This window comes from Nocardia sp. CA-145437 (assembly GCF_050956485.1).
GTDB lineage: Bacteria > Actinomycetota > Actinomycetes > Mycobacteriales > Mycobacteriaceae > Nocardia.
In genome coordinates, this window is the sequence record NZ_CP191204.1 from 6405919 (window position 1) to 6430053 (window position 24135).

Sequence of the window (24135 nt, forward strand, 5' to 3'; positions counted from 1 at the left end):
GTCTCCGATCTCACTCGCCGCGCATGCCGAGACTCGGTATCGGACGTCGCCCGCTGCGAACAGCAGGTTCCGACGCGTAGCCGAGACGCAGCACCAGCGCCATCGTTTCGTGCCCAGGCACTTCCAACAGCTCCAGGAAGCTGCCCTGAAGTGACGTTAGTGTATCGGCGAACTCCGGGGAAACCGCGTGTAGTTCCCCGGGGCGTCGGGCATAAAGGAATACCGGCGAAACCGGCTGAACCGCGAGTCCGGATCGTTCGGCGGCAATCCATACCCGCTGCATTGCCTCGCCTGCCTGGGCATATGCGACGAGCTCGGATCGCCCGTCCAATTCCGGGCGCGGGAAGGTCAGCGCGGCGACGGCCGAACTGGATCGCAGCTTCGTCAGTGTGTCCTCCACCAGGGCAGCACCGCCCGACCAGGAGCGCAGATGGGCCATCACATCGGGGCGAATGGCGATCTCGAGCTTGGCCAAACCGTCCGGCCGAAGGCCCAGGGTGCGCAGATCCATCCCGGTTCGCAGATCGTCGCCAGGCCATCGCAGCTCGGATGTCATCTCGGCATGCATGTCCCGGGTCAGGTAGCGCGTCCGCTCGGATTCGGCCAGGATGCGCGCCGCGGAGTCGATACCGTGGCGGTCGGTGACCATGCGCAACGTCGCGCCCGCCCGGGTCGCGACGGCCCGGAGTCCGTCCAAGACCTCGGCCGGGATCGGCGCGCCGGTCCCCTCGCCACGATTGGTGTGCCGATCGAGCAGCCCCCGATAGTGCTGGGACAACTCCGGGTCAGCACCCGAGCCCAACCGCATCACGGCGGTGAGCGGTCCCGCTTCGCCGGTCCGCAGTTCGCTCTCGCCGAGCATCCCCTGCGCGGCAGCGGCAGCACGCGCGTTGAACAGCGCGGCTCCGACCGCGAGCGCACTGCCCCGACCGCCGATATCCATCATCGAGGAGCGCTCGGGCGCGAGGGCGATGGTCACCTCGGCCGTGTCGGCGCGAAGCGTCCACGGCTGGACATTGCCACCCGAGGGCGCCCGCTGCGCGCATTCGAGCACGGCCTCGATGCCGGACCGGGGTCCCGGCTCGTCCGGTCCGTCCGGCCACACCAGTTCGTCCCGGAACTCGGGCTCGACGATCTCGTCGAGGCTCTTTTCGATGTCGACGCGCGTGCGCCCGGACCTCAGCTTCTGACCCAGTCCGATCCGGCGCACCGCCGCGGCCACATTGGAGCCGCCGAGCTGCACGTCGGAGGCCAATTGTGGCCAACTGTTGAGAGTCTCGCCGATCTCCACCATGCTCGCCGCGAGCGTGGCCGACAGATTGCGGCCGTCCAGAACGCGGACCATGAGCGGGGTCTTGTCGCGGGTGGACAGTCCGCGCAGTTCGGCGGCCGTGACGCCACCCAACAAGCCGTGGAACGGCTCCCGCTCCGGTTCCAGGTCGAAACGCTCCACATCGAGCAGCCCGCGATCGCTGGAATGCATCACGAGCGGGAGCCTCAGGCGGCGGGCGCCCTCGCGCACCGCGAGCTTCATGTCGAACGAATCGCATTCCTCCACAACGATGTCCAGACCGGCGAGAAAGGCTTCGATGTTCTCCTCGTCGACCCCGGTCGGGAAGACCTCCACGGGCAGGTAGGGATCCAGCTCGGCGAGCCGGCGGGCGGCGACCACGGCCTTGTTGGCTCCGAGGTCGAACAGGGTGCCCGGGAGCCGGTTCAAGTTGGAGAGCTCGACGGCGTCGAAGTCCGCCAGCCGCAGCAGTCCGCACGTGCCTTCCATGGCGAGTACGTGGGCCACGGCGTGACCGACGCTCTGCCCGACCACACCGATGGCCTGGGTGCCGAGGATCTCCTGTTCCGCGCGAGTCAGGTTGTTGCGATTCCGGTCGAGCCGGACGGTGCGAAGCAGTTCCGGACCGGGCAGCGCGATGACAGCACGGCGCCAGGGGTAATACGCCCACCGCTCCAAATCCGGTGAATCGGATATTTTCGGCGGCGCAACCAGACTCGCGAACTCGGCACGCAGACCGGCTCGCAGGTCCCGGACCTCGATCGTCGAATCCGACAACAACTCGGCAAGCCGGGTGGCCTGCTCCGGATCGGATTCATCGAGCAGTATCGGGCGATAATGCTCGTCCGATCCGCCGTTTTCGATCATGATTACGCCAGCCCTTGGGCCGGCGCCCAGTCAATGCGCGGCAACAGACCATTCTCCCGCAATTGGGACAATTCGATCTCGATCATTCGCGCTTGCGATTCGGTTGCCACGGAAGCATATGTATCCATATCCCACCAGATCGCGAAGGTCCGGTAACGATCATCCGGATACGATGACGGCGGAATCCACCACGCCACATTCGCCCCGCTGCTGCGATAGAGATTCAACGCGTGCTCCGGAGAATGCGAACCGATGTAGCGGACGCCGAGTAGCAGCGCGGCATGAACGCAGGCCCGCGACATCCAATCGGCCAGCGCGTGGCGGTGTTCGGAATCACGGTCCACCCAGCCGGCCTTGCACTCGATCACACCGCGGGGGATCTGCTCGGCGATCAGGTGCCGGAAAGCCGAGTCACCTTCCAGCCCTTCCCAGCTCGCGACAGCACGCATCTCGTCGACCTGCTTGTGCGGGCCCTCCGCCCGCACTCCCGCGACCACCCGGCCCTCGGGATCGAGCGCCACGAGGAACAGCGATGTGGTGACGCCGTCGATCACCTTGTCGTACTCGAGTGCTTCCTCGGAGCCGAACCGCCGATAGGCCGCGAGCGCGCCGTCCATGTTTCGGCGCCACAGATCCGGGTCGGCCTCCGGAGGGCCGACCAAGATCGTGAATCCCGTTCGCGACTCCTGAAATCGAAGCATGCCGTGACCAGGACTTCCCTCCGGTACGCGCTCGATCGGTTCGACTGCCATACAGTTCCACTCCACTAAAAACGACCCGCGCGACTGCTGCGCCTTCGCCCGATACGGTCGTGCATCCACGACCGACGGACGAAGGCGCCTAGGGGAGTATCCGCCAGGGGGCAGAAATTGTCCAGGCGTCCGGCAAATCTTCCGAAACCCGAATGGTCGTAAAGAAATCCCGCCAGGTCAAACCATTGCTATCAGTCATGAAAACCTGCGACAAGACCGGTTGGTTCTCAATCAGTTAACAACCGGCTATCAGACCAGGATGGAGATGAACAGCTCCAGTTCGGACGGGCCGTGCCAGATCTCGATCTCCTCGCGGTAGGCGCGGGTGATCTCGGCGGAGGCGGTGGCGTCGTCGACCTGGGCCCAGACGTCCTCGACGGGGTCGTGGTAGTCGCCGTTGGGGCTGAAGCGGGCGTAGACGCCCTTGGGGACGCGGATGAGGATGTCGCCGGTGGGGGCTTCGTCGGGGCCGGGGTATTCGTAGGAGACCAGGACGTTGTAGTTGCCGGCGGGGTCGGGGACGTAGACCGTGGCCAGGGGGCGCTGGGTGGCGCCGCGGTCGCGGAGGCGGTCGCGCAGGAACTCGATGAGCTCACTGTTGGAGACCTTGAAGCTGGGGCGCACCCGGGGAACCACCAGGCCGCCGTAGACGCCGCCGGGGCGGACCACGATCGAATAGGTCATGACGGCTCGACCGCCAGGTACAGATCGATCTTGTACGCGTGCGGGTAGGTCTCGAAATCACCGGTGTGAATGCGCTTGATCTGGTTGTGCTCCTCGGCGTAGGCGATCTGCGTCCACAGGTCGGTCATCACCTGCGGGAAATTGCCGATCGAGGAGAAGCGGGCGTACGTGCCGCGCGGGAGCCGGGCCACCAGATGGCCGCGGGTCACCTCGTCGAGGGAGGAGCACTGGTAGCCGACGATCTGGGTGTTGTAGGTGCCCAGCTCGGCCGCGTAGTCGGTGTAGGCGGAGGCGAGGGGGCCGCCCAGGTCCTGGTGCAGGACCGCGGCCCAGGCCACCTCGAGGTCGTGATCGCGCAGTTCACCGAGGGCGCGTTTGGGACTGCGCACCGGTAAACCGGCGACCCAGGTCTCGTCCCGCTCGACGATCTCGAACTGCATGGGAAGGAACTCTCTCGAGGTGTGATTCACAGCCGGTCGGCCAAGCCTTCGCCATGCTATCAATCGCCGGGAACCGTGCTGGGCGACACGACAGAGGCGCTCGTCTCACCGGGCGGCGGGGTCGTCCTCGCGGCGGCGGTGCGGGCGGGCCATGGGTGCGTGCCAGTGCCGATACAGCGCGAGCAGGCGCAGGGAGACCGCGCCCGCACCGGCCAAAGCGCCTGTCCAGTAGGTGTATTGGCCGTAGTGCAGCAGGGTCGCGGTCACCGCGGATCCGAGCAGCGCGGGGACCGCGTAGAGCTCTCCGTCACTCAGGACGCTCGGTGTGACACCGGCCAGCACGTCGCGGATCACACCGCCGCCGACCGCGGTCACCAGACCGAGCGCGGCGGCCGAGGTCGCCGACATGCCGTGCTGGAACGCGGTGACCGTGCCGGTCACACAGAAGATGCCGAGACCGATCGCGTCCGCGACATTGAGCGGGGTGCGAGTCAGGCGGACCGGCGGGTGCCAGAAGAAGATCAGCACCGCGGCCAGCAGTGCCGTCGCCGCGTAGGAGAGGTCGACGAAGGCGCGTGGCGGGGTGCGGCCGATCACCAGATCGCGGATCACACCGCCACCGGTCGCGGTCGCCACCGACAAGGCCGCGATGCCGACCACGTCGAAGCGGCGGCGCACCGCGAGCAGCGCGCCCGACACACCGAATGCGAACACTCCCATCAGGTTTCCCGCGCTCTGCGCGGCGTCGGCGGCGGTGCCGAGTTCGACGAGATCACTCATTGCACGCCCGGTTCCCTTCCTGGGGTCGCTAACTCTCCGCTAACGGCGCTCAGTATGCCCGGTCCGCCGTGCCGACGCCCAGCCGCACGGTACGGGCCGAAATGTGATTGAGTCGCCTGGTGTGCCGCACAATTGCCCAGCTCGATGCGGAACTGACCGCCTGTCGCGCCTGCCCGCGACTGGTGGCGTGGCGCGAACAGGTCGCCCACGAGAAACGGGCCGCGTTCAGTGACGAGAATTACTGGGGCAAGCCGGTTCCCGGGCTCGGTCCGGCCGATGCCCGGCTGCTGCTGGTGGGGCTGGCGCCCGCGGCGCACGGCGGCAATCGCACCGGTCGCATGTTCACCGGTGACCGCAGCGGCGATGTGCTCATCGCCGCCATGCACGCGGTCGGCCTGGCCAATCAGCCGACCAGTGTCTCCGCGGACGACGGTCTGCGTTTGCTGGGAACTCGCGTGACCGCGCCGGTGCACTGCGCGCCGCCCGACAACAAGCCGACGCCCCTGGAACGCGACACCTGCCGCCACTGGCTCACCACCGAATTGACGCTGCTGGCGCCGACCTTGCGCGCGATCGTGGTGCTCGGCGGCTGGGGTTGGCAGGCCCTGCTCCCCGCCCTATCCGAATCCGGCTGGGCGGTACCCAAACCCAAGCCCCGTTTCGGCCACGGCGCGCACATCGAACTGAACGGCGCCACCCCCGCCCGATCCCCGATCCACCTGTTCGGCGCCTACCACCCATCCCAGCAAAACACCTTCACCGGCCGCCTCACCCCCGAAATGCTGCAGCAGGTACTCCGCGACGCCGCACACGCCGCCGGCCTCCCCCAACCGCCGAGTGGCACATGACGGAGGGGTTTTGTCCGAAACTCCCGCCAGGGTGTGCCACTCGGCGAACCGGGCAGGTTGGGCGGACCGGCTAGGATACGGTCGTGAGCAGGGCCGATGACGAATCCGGGCAGGGCGGCGCGACCGTCCGGGGTGGCGGGAACGGCGTCCGGCCGCGGCGGGCCGAGACCCGGCAGCGGCTGCTGGACGCGGCGTTCGAGGCGTTCGCCGAGGAGGGTTTCGGCCGGTGCTCGGTCGAGCAGGTGTGTGAGCGGGCCGGGTTCACGCGGGGCGCGTTCTACTCGAACTTCACCTCGCTGGAGGAGCTGTTCCTCGCCATGTGGGAGCAGCGGTCGGCGCTGATGCTGGCCGAGGCGGCGGCGGTGCTCGACGCGCCCGGCTCGGTGGCGAACGATCCCCGGCGAGCGGTGGAACAGGTCCTCACCGCGGTTCCGGTGGACGACAAGTGGTTTCGGATCACCTCGGAGTTCACCGCGCACGCCCTCCGCAATCCCGATCTGCGGCAGGTGATGGTGGCGCGTGAGGAGGCGATCGCGGCGGCGCTCACCCCGGTGGTGGTGGCGCTCATGCGGCGCAATGCCCGGCGAGTGCCCGATCCGGCCGCGTTGGGCCGGGCGCTGGTGGCCGTACACGACGGCACCCTGGCCCAATGCCTGCTGGAGCCGGACAACCCCGCGGTCCGCGAGTACCGGATCGACCTGTTCCTGCGAGTCCTCGACTCCTACAGCGAACCGGCCTGACCGTTCGGACCTGTGCGGCCCGCGATGCGCTCACGTTCTCCCGGAATTCGGGCAGATCGTGAGCGATGGCGTGCACTATGTCGAACGCCCGATCGGACTTCTCCCCGAAGCAAAGTTCGACAACGAGCCGATCGCCCAACGCCTCCCCGCCGCATTCCCGTACGCGTCGAACGAATTCCGCTCCAGCGCCCGCCCCGAGCACATGACCAATGCTCATATCAACATGAATCAACACCGGCCCGGATTCGAATTTCCGTTCGCCGGACAGGAATTCATCCCACAAACCCAGCAACCGTAGCCCGCCCACCCCCGGCAGCAACGGAATCACCTGCGCCCGAACCACCTCCACCCCCGCCGCGAATTCCACCGCGTACCCATTCCATCACCCCCAGTCCCCCCCAGCCCGCCACCAGAAACCCGCACACCCCCGCCAAGCTCTCCACCACCACCCAAATCGTCTCCACCCGCCCAGCCCCACACCCAACACCTCCCCGCCTCCAAACTGCGCCCACCCGGCCCCTCCAACATCCCCCGCGCAGCCCCTTCCACCGCTCTTCCCCAGCCGGGAACACCCGCCCACCTCCCCATCACCACCCCAAGAAACCCCTCCCAACCAGCCGATTCGCCGACTCCCCACCCCACCTGCTAATGTTCTCCGAGCGCGGATCGGAAGATCCGACGCGGGGCTATAGCGCAGTTGGTAGCGCGTCTCGTTCGCATCGAGAAGGTCAGGGGTTCGATTCCCCTTAGCTCCACAGAACACAGAGCCGCAGGTCGATGACCTGCGGCTCTGTTGCATGTTCGGCGAGGCGCGGATTCGGAAGGTGTCTGCCGAAACGAAACTGGGCATCTGCCCGATACGCTTCGGAACGTCCGGCCTGGTTTGTCGGGTGTTTGGTTCCTCGAGTTGGGTAGTCCGATCGGGAGTCGGCTCCTGGCTCTTCATGCGATACGAACCGAGGGGATTCATGGGCAAGTCATTGGGTATCGCCGCGACGGTTGCGGCCATGAGTGTTTCGGGATTGGGCTTCGGGGCGGTGGCCGGGTCGGGTAGCGCGCAGGCCGCGCCACAGGACTGCAGCGTGACGCGAGGGGTGTTCGACGCGTCCGCGGTCTGCGGGGCGGATGGCGGCAGCAACTATGTGCTCCATCTCGACTGTGTCGGCCTTTACGCCAGCGGGCCGTTCCCGCTGTATGCCGTCGGGCCCTACAAGGTGCTCAGCTATCCCTTCACACCGTCCGGTCAAACCATCTCGGCAGGGTGCACCGGAATGGGTCCCGGCGTCTTCGCTGTGGCGACAAATGCCTACGTCGAGATCTACCACCCTTAGTCCGCAGTCACCGCCCGTGACCTCGACAGAGGTCACGGGCGGTTGTCGTTTCAGCGTCGAGATCGCCGACCTCGACTGACGACGTACCGAGGGTGTACGTCGCCGGTAGCGTCAGCTGACGGATGTGGCGGTGGGGGCCGGAGGGCGACAGTGGGATCACGTTGTTGGATCTCACTGCTTCGGAGGATGAAAACTCATGGTCGGCAATGGATATGGATGGCTGCGGCGGCGGACGGCGCGGGTTGCCACCGCGGTCGTGGCGGGGGTGGCCGGAGGCGGTCTGGTTGTCGCGTGCAGTGCGGAGGCCGTCACCAAGGCCGGGCCCGTGGATGATGCGCCGCGGCCGACCATCGTGCTGGAGCACGGGGCGTTCGCCGACGGGTCGAGTTGGAACGCGGTGATCGAGAAGCTGCGGAAGGATCGGTATCCCGTGGTGGCGGCGGCCAATCCGCTGCGGGGCCCGGCGAATGATGCCGCTTCACTGCGGGGGTTGATCAGCAAGATCGATGGGCCCGTCGTTCTGGTCGGGCATTCCTACGGCGGGTCCGTCATCAGTGCGGCGGCCGCGGGGAACGACAAGGTGAAGGGGCTGGTCTATGTGGCCGCGTTTCTGCCCGCGGTCGGTGAGAACGCGCTCGAACTGACCAACAAGTTCCCGGGGTCGACGCTGCCGGGCACGCTGAATCCGGTGGCGTACACCGGTGTCGACGGGGTCGCGCAAACCGATCTCTACATTCAGCAGGACAAGTTCCGGGCCCAGTTCGCGGCCGATGTCCCCGAGGGCGAGGCGGCTCTCGCGGCGGCGGCGCAGCGGCCGATCGCGCAGGCGGCGTTGGAGGAGCGGGCCACCGTCGCGGGGTGGCAGGACAAGCCCAGCTGGGACATCGTCACCACCGAGGATCTGAATATCCCGGTGCAGGCGCAGCGGTTCATGGCCGAGCGGGCGCACGCGACGGTCACCGAGGTGAAGGCGTCGCATTCGGTGGCCGTGTCGCATCCGGATGTGGTCGCGGACGTGATCGAGCAGGCCGCCGCGGCCGCGCACTGAACCTCGACAATCCTTACACCACAGGAGAACACGATCATGGATATGAAACTCGAAGTCGTCGTGCTGCCCGTATCGGATGTCGACCGCGCCAAGGCGTTCTATGTGGATCGGCTCGGCTTCCGGGACTCGACCGGCGTCTTCCATCACGCCGGCACCACCGATCGCGTCGCCGGCACGCACCCGGAGCGCCGCAGCTACGGTTCCTTCGCGGCGTTCGACGACCCCGACGGCAACAGCTGGTTCCTGCAGGAAATCACTCAGCGCGCACCCGGCCGCTGACCCGGACCGAAAGCAGATCATGTCCGACGAGAACATCCAGATCTACGACGTCATCGTCCTCGGGGCGGGGCCGGTCGGCGAGAATGTCGCCGACCGCACCGCCGCCGCGGGACTCCGCACCGTCATCGTCGAATCCGAGCTGGTCGGCGGCGAATGTTCGTACTGGGCTTGCGAACCCAGCAAGGCGCTGCTGCGGCCCGCGTTGCTGTACGGCGAGGCCGCGCGGTTCCCGGGCGTCGCGAACGCGGTCACCGGTTCCCTCGACGCCGACGCGGTCCTGAAGCATCGCGACCGGATGGCGGCCGATTGGGACGATCGGGGGCAGGTCGAATGGCTCGAGTCGGCCGGCATCGAATTGGTGCGCGGTCACGGGCGGCTCGACGGGGTGCGGGAGGTGACGGTCGAGACTCCCGGCGGCGGCACCGTGCGATTGCGGGCCCGGCACGCGGTCGCGGTGTGCACGGGCACCCGGGCGGCCTTGCCGCCGCTGCCGGGCTTGGACGCGTTGCGGCCGTGGACCAGTCGTGAGGCCACCAGTGCCCGCGAGGCGCCGCGCCGGCTCGGCATCGTGGGCGCGGGAGTGGTCGCCGTCGAAATGGCCACGGCGTGGCGGGCTCTGGGGTCCGAGGTCGTGCTCATCGCGCGGGAACCGCGGCTGCTCACCCGCGTCGAGGGGTTCGCCGCGGACCTGGTCGCCGACCGGCTGCGGGCGGCGGGTGTCGACCTGCGGTTCGGGTCGGGCATCGTGACCGCGGAACGGGCGGGTGGACCCGACGACGGCATCCACCTCGGTCTGTCCGGCGGTGAGCGGATCGTCGTCGACGAGCTGCTGTTCGCGACGGGCCGGGCGCCGCGCACCGACGATATCGGCTTGGAGACAGTCGGTGTGGACTCCGGCGACTGGCTCGCCACCGATGACGCGTTCACCGTGACCGCGGTCGACGGCGAATGGCTGTACGCCGTAGGCGATGTCAACCACCGGGCGCTGCTCACCCATCAGGGCAAGTATCAGGCGCGGATCGCGGGGCAGGTCATCGCGGACCGGGCGGCCGGTCGGGAGCTGGACCGTTCACCGTGGGGCGCGCACGCCGGGACCGCCGATCTGGTCGCGGTGCCGCAGGTGGTGTTCACCGATCCGGAGATCGCCGCGGTCGGCCTCACCACCGAGGAGGCGGCGCGGCTGGACCGCACGGTGGATGTCGTCGACTACGAGATCGGCCGGGTCGCGGGCGCGATCCAGCACGATCCGGAGTATCGCGGCCGGGCCCGCATCCTCATCGACCCGGAGCGCCGGGTGATCGTCGGGGCCACCTTCGCCGGGCCGGGCGTGGCGGAGCTGCTGCATTCGGCGACCATCGCCATCACCGGCGAGATCACCGTGGACCGCCTCTGGCATGCGGTGCCGTCGTTCCCCACCATCAGCGAGGTATGGCTGCGACTGCTGGAGACCTACCGGGATCAGCGCGCGAAGCCCTGACCGGGGAGCGCCGCGCATCGTGCTCGAGGAGTGGGAGCGTGACCGTCAGCGAGTACGTCATTTGACGCTCGCGGCCCGCACCCGACGGCTCCTAGCGTCACCACCATGACCAGCATCTTTCGCCCCGCCCTCGACGCAGGAGCACACGGATGATCACCTATGACCGGCTCTATGTCGGCGGCGCCTGGACCGAACCCGCCGAACCGGCGCTGCTGGAGATCCTGTCCCCGCACGACGGATCACTCATCGGCGCGGCGGCACAGGCGCAACCCGCCGACGTGGACCGCGCGGTCGCGGCGGCGCGCACCGCGTTCGACAGCGGGGAGTGGCGCGACACTCCGCCGAGCGAACGAATCACGGTGCTGCGCAGGTTCAACGAACTGCGCGAGGAGCAGGCCGACCGGATCGCCGAGCTCATCACCGCCGAGAACGGCTCCGCGGCGTGGTTCACCCGGGCGGGTCAGGCCGCGCTGACCCGGCAGGCCAACGCCTATCTGATCGCCGCCGAGAGTTTCGACTGGGAGCGCACCCTCACCCCATCGGACCCGGATTCCCCGGTGCGCAGCGTGGTTCGGCGCGAGCCGGTCGGCGTGGTGGCGGCGGTGATCCCGTGGAACTCCCCCTTCTCGTCCGCCACGTCGAAGATCCTGCCCGCGCTGCTGACCGGAAACTCCGTGGTGCTCAAGGTTTCTCCGGAGAACTCGCTCAGTATGGGCCTGCTGGCCGAGCTGGTGGATCGCATCGGCCTGCCCGGCGGTGTGATCAGTGTGCTGCCTGCGGAACGGGAAACGAGCGAGTACCTGATCTCCCATCCCGGGGTGGACAAGATCGCGTTCACCGGCTCGACCGGGGCCGGTCGCCGGATCGCGGCCATCGCGGGCGAGCAGCTCAAACGGGTCAGCCTGGAACTGGGCGGCAAGTCGGCGGCGGTGATCCTGCCCGATGCCGATCTGACCGCGGTCGTGAACGGCTTGAAGTTCGGTTCGCTGCTGAACAATGGCGAATCCTGTATCGCCCAGACGCGCATCATCGCGCCGCGCTCCCGCTACGAGGAGGTGGTCGAGGCGCTGGCGGGGCTGGTGGCATCCCTGCCGGTCGGTGACCCACGCGACCCGGCGACCTTCATCGGCCCGATGGTTCGCGGCGATCAGCAACAGCGGGTCCGCGACTACATCGAGCTCGGCATCGCCGAGGGCGCGCGCCTGGTCTGCGGCGGCCCGCAGCTGCCGCCGGGCCTGCGGGACGGCTTCTATGTCACGCCAACGGTTTTCGCCGATGTGACCCCGTCCATGCGGATCGCCCGGGAGGAGATCTTCGGCCCGGTGCTGGTCGTCCTCGCCTACGACGACCTCGACGACGCCGTCCGCATCGCCAATGACTCCGACTACGGGCTCTCCGGAGGCGTGTGGTCGGCGGACGTCGACGCGGCGCTGTCCGTGGCCCGGCGAATCCGGACCGGGACCGTCACCGTCAATGGCGCGCCGGTCGGCTTCGACGGCCCGTTCGGCGGCTTCAAGGCCAGCGGGATCGGCCGCGAATACGGCGCGGTCGGCCTGGGCCAGTACACCGAATTCCAGACGATCACCGTCTGACGTCGCTGCTAGGGTGGTCCCGTGCTCATCGAGGAAGTCGACAGAATCTAGCCGCCCGGTCGAAGGCGGCGCTTTCTCACACACCTGTCGCTCGGCCCCATCGGCCGAGCGCCCTTGGCCTTCGCCCGGCTCCGAGACGTTCCCGAATCACGTCCGGCCGCTCGTTCGCGAGCAGGAAAGAGTCGACAACCCATGTCCACATCCATGCCTTCCGCCGTCACCCTGCGGAATCTGTCCTTCGAATGGCCCGACGGCAGCATCGCGCTGTCCGGGCTCAGCGGCACCCTCGGCACCGGGCGCACCGGTGTGGTCGGCCGCAACGGCGCGGGGAAATCAACGCTGTTGCGGCTGATCGCCGGAAGCCTGACCCCGACGGCGGGGCGGGTCGAAACCACCGGCGCGGTCGGGTATCTCCCGCAGAGCCTCACCCTCGGCCGTGAGGCGACGATCGCCCACTTGCTCGGTATCGCGCGCAAGCTCGCGGCGTTGCGCGCGATCGAGTCCGGCGAGACGAGCGACGAGCATTTCGAGACGATCGGCGACGACTGGGACATCGAAGCCCGCGCCGACGAGGCTCTCCACGACATCGGTTTCAGCGCAGCCGATCTGAACAGACGGGTCGGCGAGATCTCGGGCGGCGAGGCCGTCCTGGTCGCGATCACCGGCCTGCGGGTTCAGCGCACCCCCATCACCCTGCTCGACGAACCGACCAACAACCTCGATCGCGAAACCCGTTCCAAGCTGGCTGGATTCGTGGATTCCTGGTCCGGAACCCTGATCGTGGTGAGTCACGATCTCGAACTGCTCGAGCGGATGGACGCCACCGCGGAGCTGCGCGGCGCGGAACTGGCGGTCTTCGGCGGGCCCTACAGCGCCTGGAAGGCGGCTGTCGAGCAGGAGCAGGCCGCGGCAGTCCAGGCCGCCCGCACCGCCGAACAGGCCGTGAAGGTCGAGAAGCGGCAGCGGATCGAGGCCGAGACCAAGCTGGCCCGCCGCGAGCGCACCGCCCGCGCGACACAGCGGGACGGCGGGATTCCACGGATTCTCGCGGGCAACCGGGCCAGCCGGGCCCAGGGCTCGGCGGGCGCCATGCGCACCACACTGGACGCGAAACTCCAAGCCGCGCAACAGCTGCTGGACGACGCGTCGGCCCGGGTCCGCCGTGAGGAGCACATCCACCTCGATCTCCCGGATCCGGATGTGCCGCGCAGCCGCCGGATCGCGGAACTGAGTGACGGTGATCGGCGGGTCATCATTCAGGGCCCGGAACGCGTCGCGCTGGTCGGCCCCAATGGCTCCGGAAAATCGACGCTGATCGAGAACCTGCTCACGGGCCGCGATCCGGAACGCGGCAGTCTGCTCACCGATCGGGTGGGGTATCTGCCACAGCGTCTGGACAACCTCGACGAGGACGCCAGCGCGCTCGACAACGTGCACGCCGCGGCACCCACGGCAACCCCGGCCGTGATCCGTAATCATCTGGCCCGCTTGCTGTTACGCGGCAGCAGTGTCGAACGTCCGGTCTCGACACTGTCGGGCGGTGAACGCTTCCGGGTGTCGCTGGCCCGCCTGTTGTTCGCCGATCCGCCGGCGCAGCTGCTGATTCTGGACGAGCCGACCAACAATCTCGATATCACCAGCGTCGAGCAGCTGACCGAGGCGCTGGCCGACTATCGCGGCGCGATCCTGGTGGTCAGCCACGACTATCCCTTCCTGCGCGGGATCGGGGTCGACACCGTGGTGGAACTCGAACCGGGCGGCCGCATCCAGCAGCGCGGCTCCCTGTGAATGCCTCCGGCTCCGGGCGCCTTCGGGTGCTCGGAGCCGGATCCACACAACCTTCCGCCACCGTCAGAGATGGTCGGCGTCGATGATCGCCCGCGCGAACGACTGGGGCGCTTCCTGCGGGACGTTGTGGCCGATCCCGTCGAGGACGCGGTGCTCGTACTTGCCGGTGAACTTGCCGCGATACCCCTTGCCGTCCTTGGCCGCACCGTCGAAATCGCTGCTCACGGTGATCGCGGGCACCGAGATGACCGGCCCGGCGGCGAGCTGCTGTTCGTAGCCGTCGTACTGCGGTTCGCCGGGAGCCAGGCTCAGCCGCCACCGGTAGTTGGAGATGACGACGTCGACGTGATCGGGATTGTCGAAGGCGGTGGCGCTGCGGTCGTAGGTGGCGTCGTCGAAAGTCCAGGCGGGAGAGGCGCGTTGCCAGATGAGCTTGTTGAAGTCGTGGCGATTGCGGTCGTAGCCGACGCGGCCGCGTTCGGTGGCGAAGTAGTACTGGTACCACCAGCCGAGCTCCGCTTCGGGCGGCAAGGGCTGCTGCTGGGCGGCCTGCTGGGTGATCAGGTAGCCGCTCACCGCGACCATGGCCTTGACGCGTTGCGGCCACAGTGCGGCGATGACGTCGACCGTGCGTGCGCCCCAGTCGAATCCGCCGAGTACGGCCTTGTCGATGTGCAGGGCGTCCATGAAGTCGACGATGTCGCGCGCGATGGCCGACTGCTGCCCGTTGCGCACGGTCTGCGGGGACCGGAAGGTGGTTTCGCCGTAGCCGCGCAGGAAGGGCACCAGGACCCGGTACCCGGCGTCGGCCAGCAGCGGGCCGACATCGGCGAAGCTGTAGGCGTCGTAGGGCCAGCCGTGCAGCAGGATCACGGGCTGCCCGGTGGCGGGACCGAATTCGGCGTAGGCGACGTTCAGCACGCCCGCGTCGATCTTCTTGATCGGGCCCAGGCTGGTGTGCGCGCCCGATCCGGCCCGCAGGTTCACGCTCGCGGGAGCCGGCGCGGGGGTGGTGGAGTCGGTGGCGCAGGCGGTGAGGGTGGCCGCGGCCAGGCCCGCCGCCAGCGTGGCGCCGAGGAGGCGTCGTCGGTCGAAGTTCATGCCTTCGACGCTAGGCAGCGGACCCGGGCCGCCGCGTGCGTCGGATGACGTAATCGGTGTCGATCGGTCGCGTCGGCGACCGGCCGATCATCCGGCCGTGTCGTCCAGGGTGGGGAGCAGGGCCGCGAGATCCCCGCGCGAACTGATGCCCAGCTTCGGGAAGATCCGGTGCAGGTGGGTGCTGACGGTCCGGTGCGACAGGTAGAGCCGCTGCCCGATCTCCCGGTTGGTCAGGCCCTGCGCCGCGAGTTGCGCGATGCTCAGTTCGTGCGGCGTGAGCCGCTCGCGGGCATCGGGGTCGCGGTTCGGGCTCGATTCACCGGCGCTGCGCAGTTCCAGGCGGGCCCGTTCGCTCCACGCGGTGAAGCCGAGCGCATCGAAGATCTCACGGGCCGTGCGCAAGTGGGTGCGGGACTCGACCACGCGGCGCTGCCGCCGCAGCCATTCGCCGTAGGCCAGGTGCAGGCGACCGCGTTCGGCCGGCCAGCCGGTCAGATCCGCGGCCAGGGCGGCGGCGAACGCCTCGGCGGCCTTGTCGCCGGCGAGCACCGCTCGGGCGTAGCGCAGGCCGATGTGCAGGGCCGGTGACGGCGTGGACGCGGCGGCCGCTTCGAGACCACGCAGCAGGTCCGTCATGGCGTCGGTCCGACCGGCGCGGACGGCGGCCTCGGCGAGTTCGGTGAGGAAGTACGCGGCCAGCGCCGGCGAATGCGAGGGATCGCGCGGATCGTGGATGCGGGCCAGGTCGGTGAAAGCGTCGTCGAATCGGCCTTCCCCGAGCGCGGTGAGCCCCCGGGTGAGCTGCACGGTGGCGAGCACAGGCCGGGCTCCCGCGGCCAGTCCGGTGCGTTCGGCGTCCGCCGCCAGGGTGGTGGCGTGCGTGTAATCGCCACGCAGCGCGGCGATTTCGGCCTGTACCGACACGATCACCGCATGCATGAACGGCTGCTCGGTCTCGAGCGCGAACGCCGCCGCCTCGGCCGCGATGGGTGCGGCGGTGGCGATATCGCCGAGCCGGGCCAGGCTCCACGCCTGGATCGCGAGCGCCCGGGTCAGCAGCCCCAGCCGTCCGGCGGAACGGAATCCGGGTGCGGAGGCCGCGGCGAACTGGGCCGCCAGATCGAACGCGCCGACCTGGTAGGCGGCGCTGCTGAGAAAGTGGTCGACCTCGGTGTCGCGACCGGAGGTGGCCGCCAGCGTGCGCAGGTGGCCGAGGACCTCGTCGCCCCGCTCGAACGGGGCCACAATCGAGTCGATCGCCAGCTTGGCCGGATCGCCGTCGGGAATGGCGAAGGTGTCGGCGACCGCGAGCACCGCGCGCCGGGTGTCGGGCCCGGGTTCGGACCAGAAGCAGCGGGCCGCCGCCGCCCACAGGATCCGCAGCGCCGGATCCGGGTAGCCGTCGGCGGCGACGTCGGCCGCCAGCACGGCCAGTTCACCGATGCGCGTGTGGCTTTCGCGCATGCCGTCCTCGAAACCGCTGAGCAGCCAGGCCGCGGTGGCCTGCTGTCCGGCCGTGAGGGGCAGCATGCGCGCGGCGTCCACCAGCCGTTCGACGGTGTCGCGGCGACCGGCGTCGACGGCCAGTTCGGCGGCGCGCAGCAGGCGGTCCGCGCGGCGGCCGGGGGTGACGGTGAGAGCCGCGGCGTGTTCCATGGCGGCGACCGCGCCGCCGCGGTGCCGGGACCGTTCGGCGGCGGCTTCGAGCGCGGCGGCGACGTCCTCGTCGGCGCCGGCCGTGCCCGCCGCCCGATGCCACACCTGACGCTCCGGCGACTCGGCGAGCACGTCGGCGAGGGCCAGGTGGGCGCGGCGGCGTTCCGCGCCGGTCGCCGCGGCCACCAGGGCCGACCGCACCAGGGGATGGCGGAAAGTGACCGTGCCGGAACCGATGTCGACCAGCCGGGCCGCGACCGCCGGGGCGAGATCCTCGGCGGTGGCGGCGGAATCCAGGAGAATCCCGGCGGCGGTCAGGGTTTCGGCGACCGCGTCGCCGTCGTTCAGGGCGGCGACGAGCAGGACCGAGCGGGTCGGGCCGGGCAGGGCGGCGCTCCGGGCCGAGAAGGCCTGTTCCAGACGCTCGGTCAACGGCAGAGCCGAGGCGCTCTCGGTGAGATCCATTGCGGTCGTGGGTAGCTCGGTCAGGGCGAGCGGGTTGCCGTGCGATTCGGCCAGCACGCGACGCCGGACCTGCGCGGGCAGATCCGGTGCGATGGCGTCGAGCAGCGCGTTCGCGTCATCGCCAGGCAGCGGTCCGAGCCGCATGACGGTCAACCCGGCGGCGCTCAACGGCGAGGCCGCGCCGTCGCGCCGGGTCGCCAGCAGCGCAACGGGTTCGGAGTCGATGCGGCGCGCGACGAAGGCCAGCACCTCGGCGCTGGCCAGGTCGAGCCAGTGCACGTCCTCGGCGACGACCAGCACCGCGCGCTCGGCCGCCGAATCGGCGAGCAGGGTCAGGGCGGCGAGCCCGACCAGGTGGATGCTCGGCTCGTCGGTGCTCTCCGACATGCCCAGAGCGGTTGTCAGCGCCTCGAATTGCCGGGCGGGCAGGGCGCCGAACTCGCGGCGCAGCGGATACAGGAGCCGTTGCAGCCCGGCGTAGACGAGATTGCGTTCGGCTTCCACGCCCGCGGTTCGGAGCACGCGGTGACCGGCGGCGGAGGCGGCGGCGACGGTTTGCTCGACCAGTGTCGACTTCCCGATGCCGGGCTCGCCCTCGATCAGGATGCCGCTGCGCTCGCCGGGTCCGTCCACCAGGGCGGACAGGTCTTTCAGTTCGGTGTCGCGTCCGAACAACGGCATGGTGCGGAACCCTCCTCCGGGCCCGCACGGAAGATGTGGGTCCCGCCGCGACCCTACCCACCGTCGATTACGTCAAGACAGCGTCATCTGACAGATTCGGCGACCCGGCCGTGACCGCGAAGGTATTTCCATGGCTACCGTTCGATTCCACCTGATGTCCACTCTGTCCCCCGCCGAGGTCATGCACGTGCTGACCGACTTCGGCCCGACCCGCCCCGACGCCTGGCCCAGCATCGACGCCGAACACTTCGCCGTCCACGCTCGCGGCGACAATTGGGCCGAGGTCACCGAGGGCACCGCCGCCGCCTGGGAGCGCGCCCGCTACGACTGGGACCCGTCCGGCGACACCGTCACGATCACCACCCTCGATTCCAAACTCTTCGGCGCGGGCGGCGGCTGGGTCTTCCGCATCACCCCCGACCTGCCCGGCAGCCGGGTGGACGTCGAGCTGACCCGCAGCCCGCAGGCGTTCAAAGGCAAGATCCTCGCCGCGCTGCTGCCCCTCATCGGCCCGTCCTCGCTCCGCAAGTCCTTCGCGACACCGCTGCGGGCCGCGTGATGTCCGCATCGCAGCCCCACCAGCATTTGATCGCCGACCTATTCGTCTGCGGACCGGTCGCGATGCTGCTCTGGTCCGAGACCGCCGTGCTGCACGGTCGCGGGCCGTCGGTGCGAGACCTCCTCGGCTAGTCCGGATCCGGTTGTCGGTTCGGGAAGATCGGGCGGCATCGCGCGCTTGTACCGTCCATGACGACAACCGGCTCGGAGGACCTCGTGAACCAGCAGAACCCGAACGGCTCGACCGTGCTGTCGGTCGGATTGCATCCCAGCGCTGTGGATTACAGCAACTACCCCCAGTTGACCGAGGAGATTCTGACCGCGCGCATCACGGCCGGCGAGGCCGCCTTGCGCGAGGCCGGGTTCGATCTGGTGTCGTGTCAGCTGCCCGCCGACCCCGATGCGGCGGAAGCGGCACTGCGCGAACGCATTGCGGGGCAGACGTTCCGGGCCGCCATGATCGGCGCGGGCGTCCGGATGGCCGGCGAGCACACCCTGCTGTTCGAGCGGCTGGTCAACACGCTGGCGGACGAGGTTCCCGGAATTCGATTCTGCTTCAACACGTCACCGGAGACCACCATCGACGCGCTGCGCCGCTGGGTGGAGCCCAGCGTGCGCTGACGCGTCAGTCCACGTCGTCCCGGATCTGCCACATCGCCTGACCGATCGCCACCACACCGCGGGCGGGCAGGGTGACGTCGCCGATCCGGGGGTTGGCGTCCAGGTGGGCGGGGCGACCGAGGTCGTGACCGTCGAGGACCGCGGTCGAGTCGGTGACCAGGTACATGCGTTCGGGCATGAGGAGGCCGGTGTGTCCGCTGGGCATGGTTCCCGCCATCTGCAGATGACCCAGACCCAGTGCCGTGGCCATCATTTCGCGTGAGCGGACGAGGGTGCGGGAGCGCCAGGTGGCGAGTGGCAGGTGGCCGCCGACGGCGTTGAGGGCGCGAAGGGCCGGGGTTTCCGTCACGGTCAGCGTCCAATCCAGGGCGGGCTTGTCGACGGTGACGTGCAGGGACGTCGGGCCCGTCCATTCGGCGCTGACCGACGCGAAACCGGTGTGGTCGCAGGCGGGGCCGTAGTAACGCGGGCACGCGTGATCCAGGCGTTCGCCGTCCACGAAGATCGACCAGCGGCCTTCGGGGTCCCGATGCCAGACGGTTCTGTAAGGGCCGAAATCGTTTTCGGGGAAGACGCGGAGCGCCAGCACATGGCCGCTGTCGAAGGGGAGGCCGAAAACGCCCCAGCCCTTGACGTATTCGTGGCCGGGCCAGGGCGCCTGGCCGCGGTGTTCGGGGAGGCCGGTGAGCCGGGAGGCCAGATCGAGCATGGGGTCACCTCCGGTGGGAGTCAGTAGCTGAAGGTGGTGGCCGGGTCGTCGCCGATCCACTGCCACATCGGAATGGTGCCCTGCAGCTCGGCATTGCCGACCAGGTTGCCGGCCTCGAGTTGCTTCGCGTTGAAGCAGATCGGGCACACGAAGTAGCGGCCGCCGGCCGCCTCGTAGCGTTTGCACAGCTCCTGGAGGGGCGGGCAGCCGTCGCAGGCGACGCCGACCGCGGTGTCGGCCAGCGCGAGCCGGACCGCCTCCTTGGTGAGGAACATCAGGGTCTCGCGCCCGGTTTCGGCGGCGCCCACGGCTACCAGGAACGCGACGGTGACCTTCTCGGGGTCTTCGAGCCCGGTGGTCAGGCTGATCACGGCTTTCGACATGATTCGACGGTAGGCGCGGCGAATCCGGGTGTCGTCGGGCGTTCTCCCTACGAATCGGTGGCCAGTGTGTCGAGCAGACCGTGCTGGACGGCGTAGAGGGTGACCGTCGAGCGGGTCGACGAACCGGTCTTGGTGTAGATGCGTTCGATGTGGGTGCCCGCCGTTTTCGGGGCGATGCCCAGGGTGCGGGCGACCTGGCGGGTGGACGCGCCGCGCGCGATGAGGGCCAGGACCTCGAGTTCCCGCGGGGTGAGGCCGTCCGGACCGGTGCGGCGGCGCTGACGGGGCTGTCCCGCCGCCGCGAGGACGGCGTCGACCGCGCCCGCGTCGAGCCGTCCGCGGCGCATCTCGGAGCGGAGTTCGGCGAGAATCCGCTTGGGCGGCAGAGCCTCCCGGTACGCGCGCGGTTCGCTCATCGCGCGATAGGTGTCGGCGGCGGCCAGCAGCCGCGCCGAGACCGGAATCGACGGGCCGGTCAGGCCGCGATGCGCGCCCGAGCCGTCGAGTCGCTCGTAGGCCATGGCGGCGATGGCGCCGATCCGGGCCAGTCCGGCGGGGCGGGCGAGGACCCGTTCGGTGTAGTACGAGTTCATGCGCAGCCGCTCCAACTCGGTGACACTCAAGGGGCCGGGCTTGTCGAGAATCGTTGCGGGAACACCGTGCAACCCGATGTCGTGGAGCAGGGCGGCGCGACGCAGCACCGTGACATCGGGTTCGGCGAGCCCGGCGGCGGCCCCGGCCCGGGCCGCGAGATCGGCCACGCCGCGCGAGTGGCCCGCCCGATAGGGCGAGCGCAGATCGGTGAAGTCGGCGATCACCTCGAGGGCCGTATCCAGTTCGGCGCCGGTTAGATTGCGGCGCAACGCGGGATCGGCGGCGATGAGCTCCCCGTAGTCCGGATCGGAATCATTGTCGGCCAGCAGGTCCCGCGCCGAGGCACAGAATTCGTCCACCACGGCCGGATCGAACTGGGTGCCCCGCCGAGCCCGGGCGACCTCGACGGCGGCCTCGATTCCGGCAGTCCGATGCAACACCTCGGCCACGTCGGCGAGATGGAACAGACGCATCCCCAACCCGATTCGATCCCCGCCGACACCGACCGGCACGCCCTTGCCGTCCCACCGCGCGAAGAACTGCCGCAGCGAATCCCCGACCGCGGGGGCCAGCCCGAGCCGGTCGGCCATGGTCGACGTGGTGAGGCAGTGCGACATGAGCCCGCGCTCGATATCGCGCCCGCCCTTCGCCGCGATCGCCACCGTCTTCCGCACCCGCTGCGCGAACGGCCCCGAAGCCCCCGCGTGCGAGAGGAAGAACCGCGCTCCGCCGAGCCCCCGCAGGTCGGTCCCGTAGCTGTCGGCCCGGAACGCGATATCGTCCCCGAACCACGCCGAAACCTCGGGCGCGTCGGCCACACATCCGGCCCAGGCCAGGACCGCGGTGTAGTACAGGTCGGACCGCTCCCCCTCGGTCAGCCCGACCCGCTCCCCCAGTCGCGTGGCGAGCCGCCAGGACCGCAGGACGTGCGCCATCGGCTGGCCCAGGCCGAGATCCATCGCGAACGAGAACGCTGCCAGCAGTGCCGCCAGCGAAACACCCGTCTCCCGAGCGTCACGCGCCATGCTGCGAGCATAGGCGCGCGCCGCGCCGTTCGATCTCGGATCGGCCCGCGGCCTGGACCGACGGGCCGGACCGGGGCGTGCCCGTCAGTCGGCGGCGATCGCCTCGAAGGTGCCCGCCTGGTAGGAGCCGCCCTTGGTCTTCGTGATGACCGCCAGCCGGTTGGCCGCGTTGATCAGCGCGATGACGTAGACGAGCGCCGCGGCCTGGTCCTCGTCGTAGTGTTTGCGGACCAGCGCCCACGTCTCGTCGGAGACGCCGTGACCGGTGTCGGCGAGGCGGGTGCCCTCCTCTGTGAGGGCCAGGGCGGCCTGCTCGGGCTCGGTGAAAACGGTCGATTCGCGCCAGACGGCGACCAGGTTGACGCGGGTCGCGGATTCGCCCGCGGCGGCCAGTTCCTTGGTGTGGCCGTCGACGCAGAAGCCGCAGCCGTTGATCTGGCTGGCCCGCAACTCCACCAGCTCCATCAATGATTTCGGCAGGCCCGACTGGGTGATCGCCAGGCCGACACCGGCGAACCGCTTGCCGAGCTTGGCGCCGACCGCGTTGGTGTTCAGGTCGATTCGGGGTTCCATCATGTGATCCTCACGTGCGGTGATGAATTGGACGACCACAAGACGCCGGAGAACGCGTCCGCGTGACAGCGTCCAGCCTGTGAGGTGGGCCACGGCCGAAACAGAAGACGCCCGCGCCATCCGGGGATGACGCGGGCGCTGGGACGCGCGGTTACTTCGGTTCCGGGTGGGTGGTGGGGGTATGAATGATGTCGAAGTACACCGTCTTGTCGTTGGCGTAGCTATCCGGTGGCAAGTCCTCGCTCAAGGAATCGCTGGCAGGATCGGATGGCGGCGGGCAGATCCACGGCGTCGGGAGCGATCTGATACTGGGCCGCCACGCCGCGCAACATGCCGGTCAGCACCGTCGCGGTGGACGCCGGATCGACGTCGGCGGACACGGATCCATTGCGCTGTCCGGCGCGCAGCAACTGCTCGACGCCGTGCCGGAAGCGTTCGTCGTCGGTGGCGAACACCGGGCGCAGCGCCGCCTCGGAAGGCATTGCGGCGCCCCACATCACGAAGAAGGCGCGGCTGGTCCGGGGGTATCCGATCATGGCCGTCAGGTAGTCCTCGGCCAGCCGCGACAGCACCGCGACGGCATCGAATCCGGGCTCCTCGAGCTCGGCCACACCGGCCTCGCCGACGAACTGCGCCTGGATGCGCTGGGCGAGTTGATCGACCAGGGCCGCCTTGGTGCCGAAGTGATGGTTGGCCAATCCGCGGCTGTAGCCCGCGAGTTGCCCGACATCGGCGAGCGACGTCTGGTCGACACCGCGTTCGGAGAACAGCGACTCGGCCGCGTCCAGCAGCGCCTGACCGGCCTGAGCAGCCCGTTCCCGTTGGGTGCGGCGTGGGGGCGGGGCCGCGTCGCTCCCCTTCGCCGCCCGCGCCACCGACTGCTCGGTGGCCTCCGCCATGGACCTCTCCGCGCGACCCGCCATGGCGCAACCCTAACTAGCCCAGTCGTGAACCACCGTTGACGGGCACCACTTGCCCGGTCACGTAGTTCGACAGCGGCGAGCACAGCCAGAAGATGACATCGGCCGCCTCCCCGACGGTGCCGGTGCGGCCCAGCGAGACGAACGGCATCGGCCGCGCCGCGTAGATCTCGGCATCGGTGAGCGGGACATCGGGATCCACGGTGATGCCCATCCGCCGCGCCTGCTTGGCGGGCATGCCGACCCGGATCTCGCGGCCACCGGTGTTGATGACCTCGCGATCGGATTGCGGCTGCCCGAAACGGGTTTGGATGATCCCGAACGCCACCGCGTTGACGTTCACGTGCATCGACCCCCACTCCTGGGCCAGGGTGCGGGCCAGCCCGAGCACACCGGCCTTGGCCGAGGCGTAGTTGGCCGCGCCGTCGAGCCCGAGCAGCCCGGCCATGGAGGACACCATCACCGTCTTGCGGTGCCGCGTGATCCCCTCGGCGGCGTCGGCCCGGTCGGCCGCGCGGAATACCGGCGCGCAGGCCCGGGCCAGGCGGAACGGCACCATCAGGTGGATGTCGAGCATGGCCTGGAACTGGTCGTCGGTCATGGCGTGCACGCGGGCGTCCCACGCGTATCCGGCATTGTTGACCACGATGTCGAGGGCGCCGTACTCGGCGATCGCGTGGGCGACCAGGTCATCGCACGCACCCGGCGCCACCAGGTCTGCGACGAAGGCGCCGGCCGACCCCGCGCCGTAGGCGTCGTTGATCGCGGTCACCGCCTCGTCCGCCTTGTCCTTGTCCACATCGGCGATGACGACCTTGGCCCCATTGGCCGCGAGCAATGTCGAAGTGGCGCCGCCGATTCCGCGGGAACCACCGGTGACGATCGCGACCTGCCCGTCCAGCAGACCGCTCTCGAAGCTCGGTGTCAGCATG

The 24135-nt window shown here is 69.3% G+C and carries 24 protein-coding genes and 1 tRNA gene; 12 read left to right on the forward strand and 13 right to left on the reverse strand.

Annotated elements, in window-relative coordinates; all coding sequences use genetic code 11:
* Positions 1-10 precede the first annotated feature (10 nt).
* The 5 genes from ACQPYY_RS29825 to ACQPYY_RS29845 form a co-directional block, all read right to left on the reverse strand.
* Entirely contained in the window at positions 11-2158 is a 2148-nt protein-coding gene (locus ACQPYY_RS29825) for an Rv1355c family protein (protein ID WP_433591834.1), read from the reverse strand.
* A gap of 2 nt (positions 2159-2160) precedes the next feature.
* The gene (locus ACQPYY_RS29830; RefSeq protein WP_433591835.1) at positions 2161-2910 is read right to left on the reverse strand and encodes a hypothetical protein; all 750 of its coding nucleotides are present in this window, start codon (positions 2908-2910) and stop codon (positions 2161-2163) included.
* 249 nt (positions 2911-3159) lie between these two features.
* On the reverse strand, positions 3160-3594 hold the full coding sequence (locus tag ACQPYY_RS29835; RefSeq protein WP_357280559.1) for an effector binding domain-containing protein: 435 nt from the start codon (positions 3592-3594) through the stop codon (positions 3160-3162).
* Positions 3591-4034, reverse strand: a complete 444-nt coding sequence (locus ACQPYY_RS29840) for a GyrI-like domain-containing protein (RefSeq protein ID WP_213559389.1) — start codon at positions 4032-4034, stop codon at positions 3591-3593. The genes ACQPYY_RS29835 and ACQPYY_RS29840 overlap by 4 nt, the downstream gene beginning before the upstream one ends.
* Positions 4035-4139: 105 nt before the next feature.
* Complete coding sequence (locus ACQPYY_RS29845; protein ID WP_379092865.1) at positions 4140-4814, reverse strand: trimeric intracellular cation channel family protein; 675 nt, start codon at positions 4812-4814, stop codon at positions 4140-4142.
* 119 nt (positions 4815-4933) lie between these two features.
* On the opposite strand from ACQPYY_RS29845, the gene ACQPYY_RS29850 reads away from it, so the two are divergent.
* From ACQPYY_RS29850 to ACQPYY_RS29895, 10 genes are all read left to right on the forward strand, one after another.
* Positions 4934-5662: a uracil-DNA glycosylase gene (locus ACQPYY_RS29850; protein ID WP_379092862.1), complete on the forward strand. Its 729-nt coding sequence runs from the start codon at positions 4934-4936 to the stop codon at positions 5660-5662.
* 179 nt (positions 5663-5841) lie between these two features.
* Positions 5842-6402, forward strand: a complete 561-nt coding sequence (locus tag ACQPYY_RS29855) for a TetR/AcrR family transcriptional regulator (protein WP_379095733.1) — start codon at positions 5842-5844, stop codon at positions 6400-6402.
* Between the two features lie 58 nt (positions 6403-6460).
* Positions 6461-6700: a hypothetical protein gene (locus ACQPYY_RS29860; RefSeq protein ID WP_433591836.1), complete on the forward strand. Its 240-nt coding sequence runs from the start codon at positions 6461-6463 to the stop codon at positions 6698-6700.
* Between the two features lie 384 nt (positions 6701-7084).
* A tRNA-Ala gene (locus ACQPYY_RS29865) sits at positions 7085-7157 on the forward strand.
* A 213-nt stretch (positions 7158-7370) separates the two neighbouring features.
* Positions 7371-7733 carry a hypothetical protein gene (locus tag ACQPYY_RS29870; RefSeq protein ID WP_433591837.1) on the forward strand — a complete coding sequence of 121 codons (363 nt, stop codon included), beginning with the start codon at positions 7371-7373 and terminating at the stop codon, positions 7731-7733.
* Between the two features lie 196 nt (positions 7734-7929).
* Positions 7930-8781: an alpha/beta fold hydrolase gene (locus ACQPYY_RS29875; RefSeq protein WP_433591838.1), complete on the forward strand. Its 852-nt coding sequence runs from the start codon at positions 7930-7932 to the stop codon at positions 8779-8781.
* Positions 8782-8817: 36 nt separating this feature from the next.
* On the forward strand, positions 8818-9060 hold the full coding sequence (locus ACQPYY_RS29880) for a VOC family protein (protein ID WP_433591839.1): 243 nt from the start codon (positions 8818-8820) through the stop codon (positions 9058-9060).
* 19 nt (positions 9061-9079) lie between these two features.
* On the forward strand, positions 9080-10537 hold the full coding sequence (locus tag ACQPYY_RS29885; RefSeq protein WP_433591840.1) for a dihydrolipoyl dehydrogenase family protein: 1458 nt from the start codon (positions 9080-9082) through the stop codon (positions 10535-10537).
* A gap of 149 nt (positions 10538-10686) precedes the next feature.
* Entirely contained in the window at positions 10687-12129 is a 1443-nt protein-coding gene (locus ACQPYY_RS29890) for an aldehyde dehydrogenase (RefSeq protein WP_433591841.1), read from the forward strand.
* Between the two features lie 192 nt (positions 12130-12321).
* Entirely contained in the window at positions 12322-13917 is a 1596-nt protein-coding gene (locus ACQPYY_RS29895; protein WP_433591842.1) for an ABC-F family ATP-binding cassette domain-containing protein, read from the forward strand.
* 63 nt (positions 13918-13980) lie between these two features.
* On the opposite strand, the gene ACQPYY_RS29900 is transcribed toward ACQPYY_RS29895, so the two are convergent.
* Both ACQPYY_RS29900 and ACQPYY_RS29905 read right to left on the reverse strand, forming a co-directional pair.
* A complete protein-coding gene (locus ACQPYY_RS29900) occupies positions 13981-15018 on the reverse strand; it encodes an alpha/beta fold hydrolase (RefSeq protein ID WP_433591843.1) in 1038 nt (345 codons plus the stop codon).
* Between the two features lie 87 nt (positions 15019-15105).
* Positions 15106-17820, reverse strand: a complete 2715-nt coding sequence (locus ACQPYY_RS29905) for an ATP-binding protein (RefSeq protein WP_433591844.1) — start codon at positions 17818-17820, stop codon at positions 15106-15108.
* Between the two features lie 130 nt (positions 17821-17950).
* Here ACQPYY_RS29905 and ACQPYY_RS29910 point away from each other — a divergent pair, with 130 nt between their 5' ends.
* Positions 17951-18379, forward strand: a complete 429-nt coding sequence (locus ACQPYY_RS29910) for a hypothetical protein (protein WP_433591845.1) — start codon at positions 17951-17953, stop codon at positions 18377-18379.
* A gap of 188 nt (positions 18380-18567) precedes the next feature.
* Positions 18568-18999: a hypothetical protein gene (locus ACQPYY_RS29915; protein WP_379092808.1), complete on the forward strand. Its 432-nt coding sequence runs from the start codon at positions 18568-18570 to the stop codon at positions 18997-18999.
* Positions 19000-19003: 4 nt separating this feature from the next.
* Here the strand turns inward: ACQPYY_RS29915 and ACQPYY_RS29920 are convergent, their stop codons facing one another.
* The 6 genes from ACQPYY_RS29920 to ACQPYY_RS29945 all read right to left on the reverse strand — a co-directional run bounded on the left by ACQPYY_RS29920 (position 19004) and on the right by ACQPYY_RS29945 (position 24134).
* Positions 19004-19708, reverse strand: coding sequence for a hypothetical protein (locus ACQPYY_RS29920; RefSeq protein ID WP_433591846.1), 705 nt, complete (start codon positions 19706-19708; stop codon positions 19004-19006).
* Between the two features lie 20 nt (positions 19709-19728).
* Positions 19729-20094 carry a peroxiredoxin gene (locus ACQPYY_RS29925; RefSeq protein WP_433594765.1) on the reverse strand — a complete coding sequence of 122 codons (366 nt, stop codon included), beginning with the start codon at positions 20092-20094 and terminating at the stop codon, positions 19729-19731.
* Positions 20095-20138: 44 nt separating this feature from the next.
* A complete protein-coding gene (locus ACQPYY_RS29930) occupies positions 20139-21710 on the reverse strand; it encodes an HD domain-containing phosphohydrolase (protein ID WP_433591847.1) in 1572 nt (523 codons plus the stop codon).
* 84 nt (positions 21711-21794) lie between these two features.
* Positions 21795-22283 (reverse strand): carboxymuconolactone decarboxylase family protein, encoded by a 489-nt coding sequence (locus tag ACQPYY_RS29935; RefSeq protein WP_379092799.1) that lies wholly within the window; start codon positions 22281-22283, stop codon positions 21795-21797.
* A 221-nt stretch (positions 22284-22504) separates the two neighbouring features.
* Positions 22505-23206, reverse strand: coding sequence for a TetR/AcrR family transcriptional regulator (locus ACQPYY_RS29940; protein ID WP_433591848.1), 702 nt, complete (start codon positions 23204-23206; stop codon positions 22505-22507).
* Between the two features lie 13 nt (positions 23207-23219).
* On the reverse strand, positions 23220-24134 hold the full coding sequence (locus tag ACQPYY_RS29945) for an SDR family NAD(P)-dependent oxidoreductase (RefSeq protein ID WP_433591849.1): 915 nt from the start codon (positions 24132-24134) through the stop codon (positions 23220-23222).
* Position 24135: the final 1 nt, after the last annotated feature.

Excerpts from the sequence above, each read along its gene's own strand:
- ACQPYY_RS29840 (WP_213559389.1), bottom strand. The coding sequence starts at position 4,034 with ATGCAGTTCGAGATCGTCGAGCGGGACGAGACCTGGGTCGCCGGTTTA.
- ACQPYY_RS29935 (WP_379092799.1), bottom strand. The coding sequence starts at position 22,283 with ATGGAACCCCGAATCGACCTGAACACCAACGCGGTCGGCGCCAAGCTC.
- ACQPYY_RS29905 (WP_433591844.1), bottom strand. The coding sequence starts at position 17,820 with ATGCCGTTGTTCGGACGCGACACCGAACTGAAAGACCTGTCCGCCCTG.
- ACQPYY_RS29825 (WP_433591834.1), bottom strand. The coding sequence starts at position 2,158 with ATGATCGAAAACGGCGGATCGGACGAGCATTATCGCCCGATACTGCTC.
- ACQPYY_RS29900 (WP_433591843.1), bottom strand. The coding sequence starts at position 15,018 with ATGAACTTCGACCGACGACGCCTCCTCGGCGCCACGCTGGCGGCGGGC.
- ACQPYY_RS29920 (WP_433591846.1), bottom strand. The coding sequence starts at position 19,708 with ATGCTCGATCTGGCCTCCCGGCTCACCGGCCTCCCCGAACACCGCGGC.
- ACQPYY_RS29890 (WP_433591841.1), top strand. The coding sequence starts at position 10,687 with ATGATCACCTATGACCGGCTCTATGTCGGCGGCGCCTGGACCGAACCC.
- ACQPYY_RS29875 (WP_433591838.1), top strand. The coding sequence starts at position 7,930 with ATGGTCGGCAATGGATATGGATGGCTGCGGCGGCGGACGGCGCGGGTT.
- ACQPYY_RS29830 (WP_433591835.1), bottom strand. The coding sequence starts at position 2,910 with ATGGCAGTCGAACCGATCGAGCGCGTACCGGAGGGAAGTCCTGGTCAC.
- ACQPYY_RS29915 (WP_379092808.1), top strand. The coding sequence starts at position 18,568 with ATGACGACAACCGGCTCGGAGGACCTCGTGAACCAGCAGAACCCGAAC.
- ACQPYY_RS29885 (WP_433591840.1), top strand. The coding sequence starts at position 9,080 with ATGTCCGACGAGAACATCCAGATCTACGACGTCATCGTCCTCGGGGCG.
- ACQPYY_RS29910 (WP_433591845.1), top strand. The coding sequence starts at position 17,951 with ATGGCTACCGTTCGATTCCACCTGATGTCCACTCTGTCCCCCGCCGAG.
- ACQPYY_RS29930 (WP_433591847.1), bottom strand. The coding sequence starts at position 21,710 with ATGGCGCGTGACGCTCGGGAGACGGGTGTTTCGCTGGCGGCACTGCTG.
- ACQPYY_RS29895 (WP_433591842.1), top strand. The coding sequence starts at position 12,322 with ATGTCCACATCCATGCCTTCCGCCGTCACCCTGCGGAATCTGTCCTTC.
- ACQPYY_RS29880 (WP_433591839.1), top strand. The coding sequence starts at position 8,818 with ATGGATATGAAACTCGAAGTCGTCGTGCTGCCCGTATCGGATGTCGAC.
- ACQPYY_RS29945 (WP_433591849.1), bottom strand. The coding sequence starts at position 24,134 with ATGCTGACACCGAGCTTCGAGAGCGGTCTGCTGGACGGGCAGGTCGCG.
- ACQPYY_RS29835 (WP_357280559.1), bottom strand. The coding sequence starts at position 3,594 with ATGACCTATTCGATCGTGGTCCGCCCCGGCGGCGTCTACGGCGGCCTG.
- ACQPYY_RS29940 (WP_433591848.1), bottom strand. The coding sequence starts at position 23,206 with ATGGCGGGTCGCGCGGAGAGGTCCATGGCGGAGGCCACCGAGCAGTCG.
- ACQPYY_RS29845 (WP_379092865.1), bottom strand. The coding sequence starts at position 4,814 with ATGAGTGATCTCGTCGAACTCGGCACCGCCGCCGACGCCGCGCAGAGC.
- ACQPYY_RS29870 (WP_433591837.1), top strand. The coding sequence starts at position 7,371 with ATGGGCAAGTCATTGGGTATCGCCGCGACGGTTGCGGCCATGAGTGTT.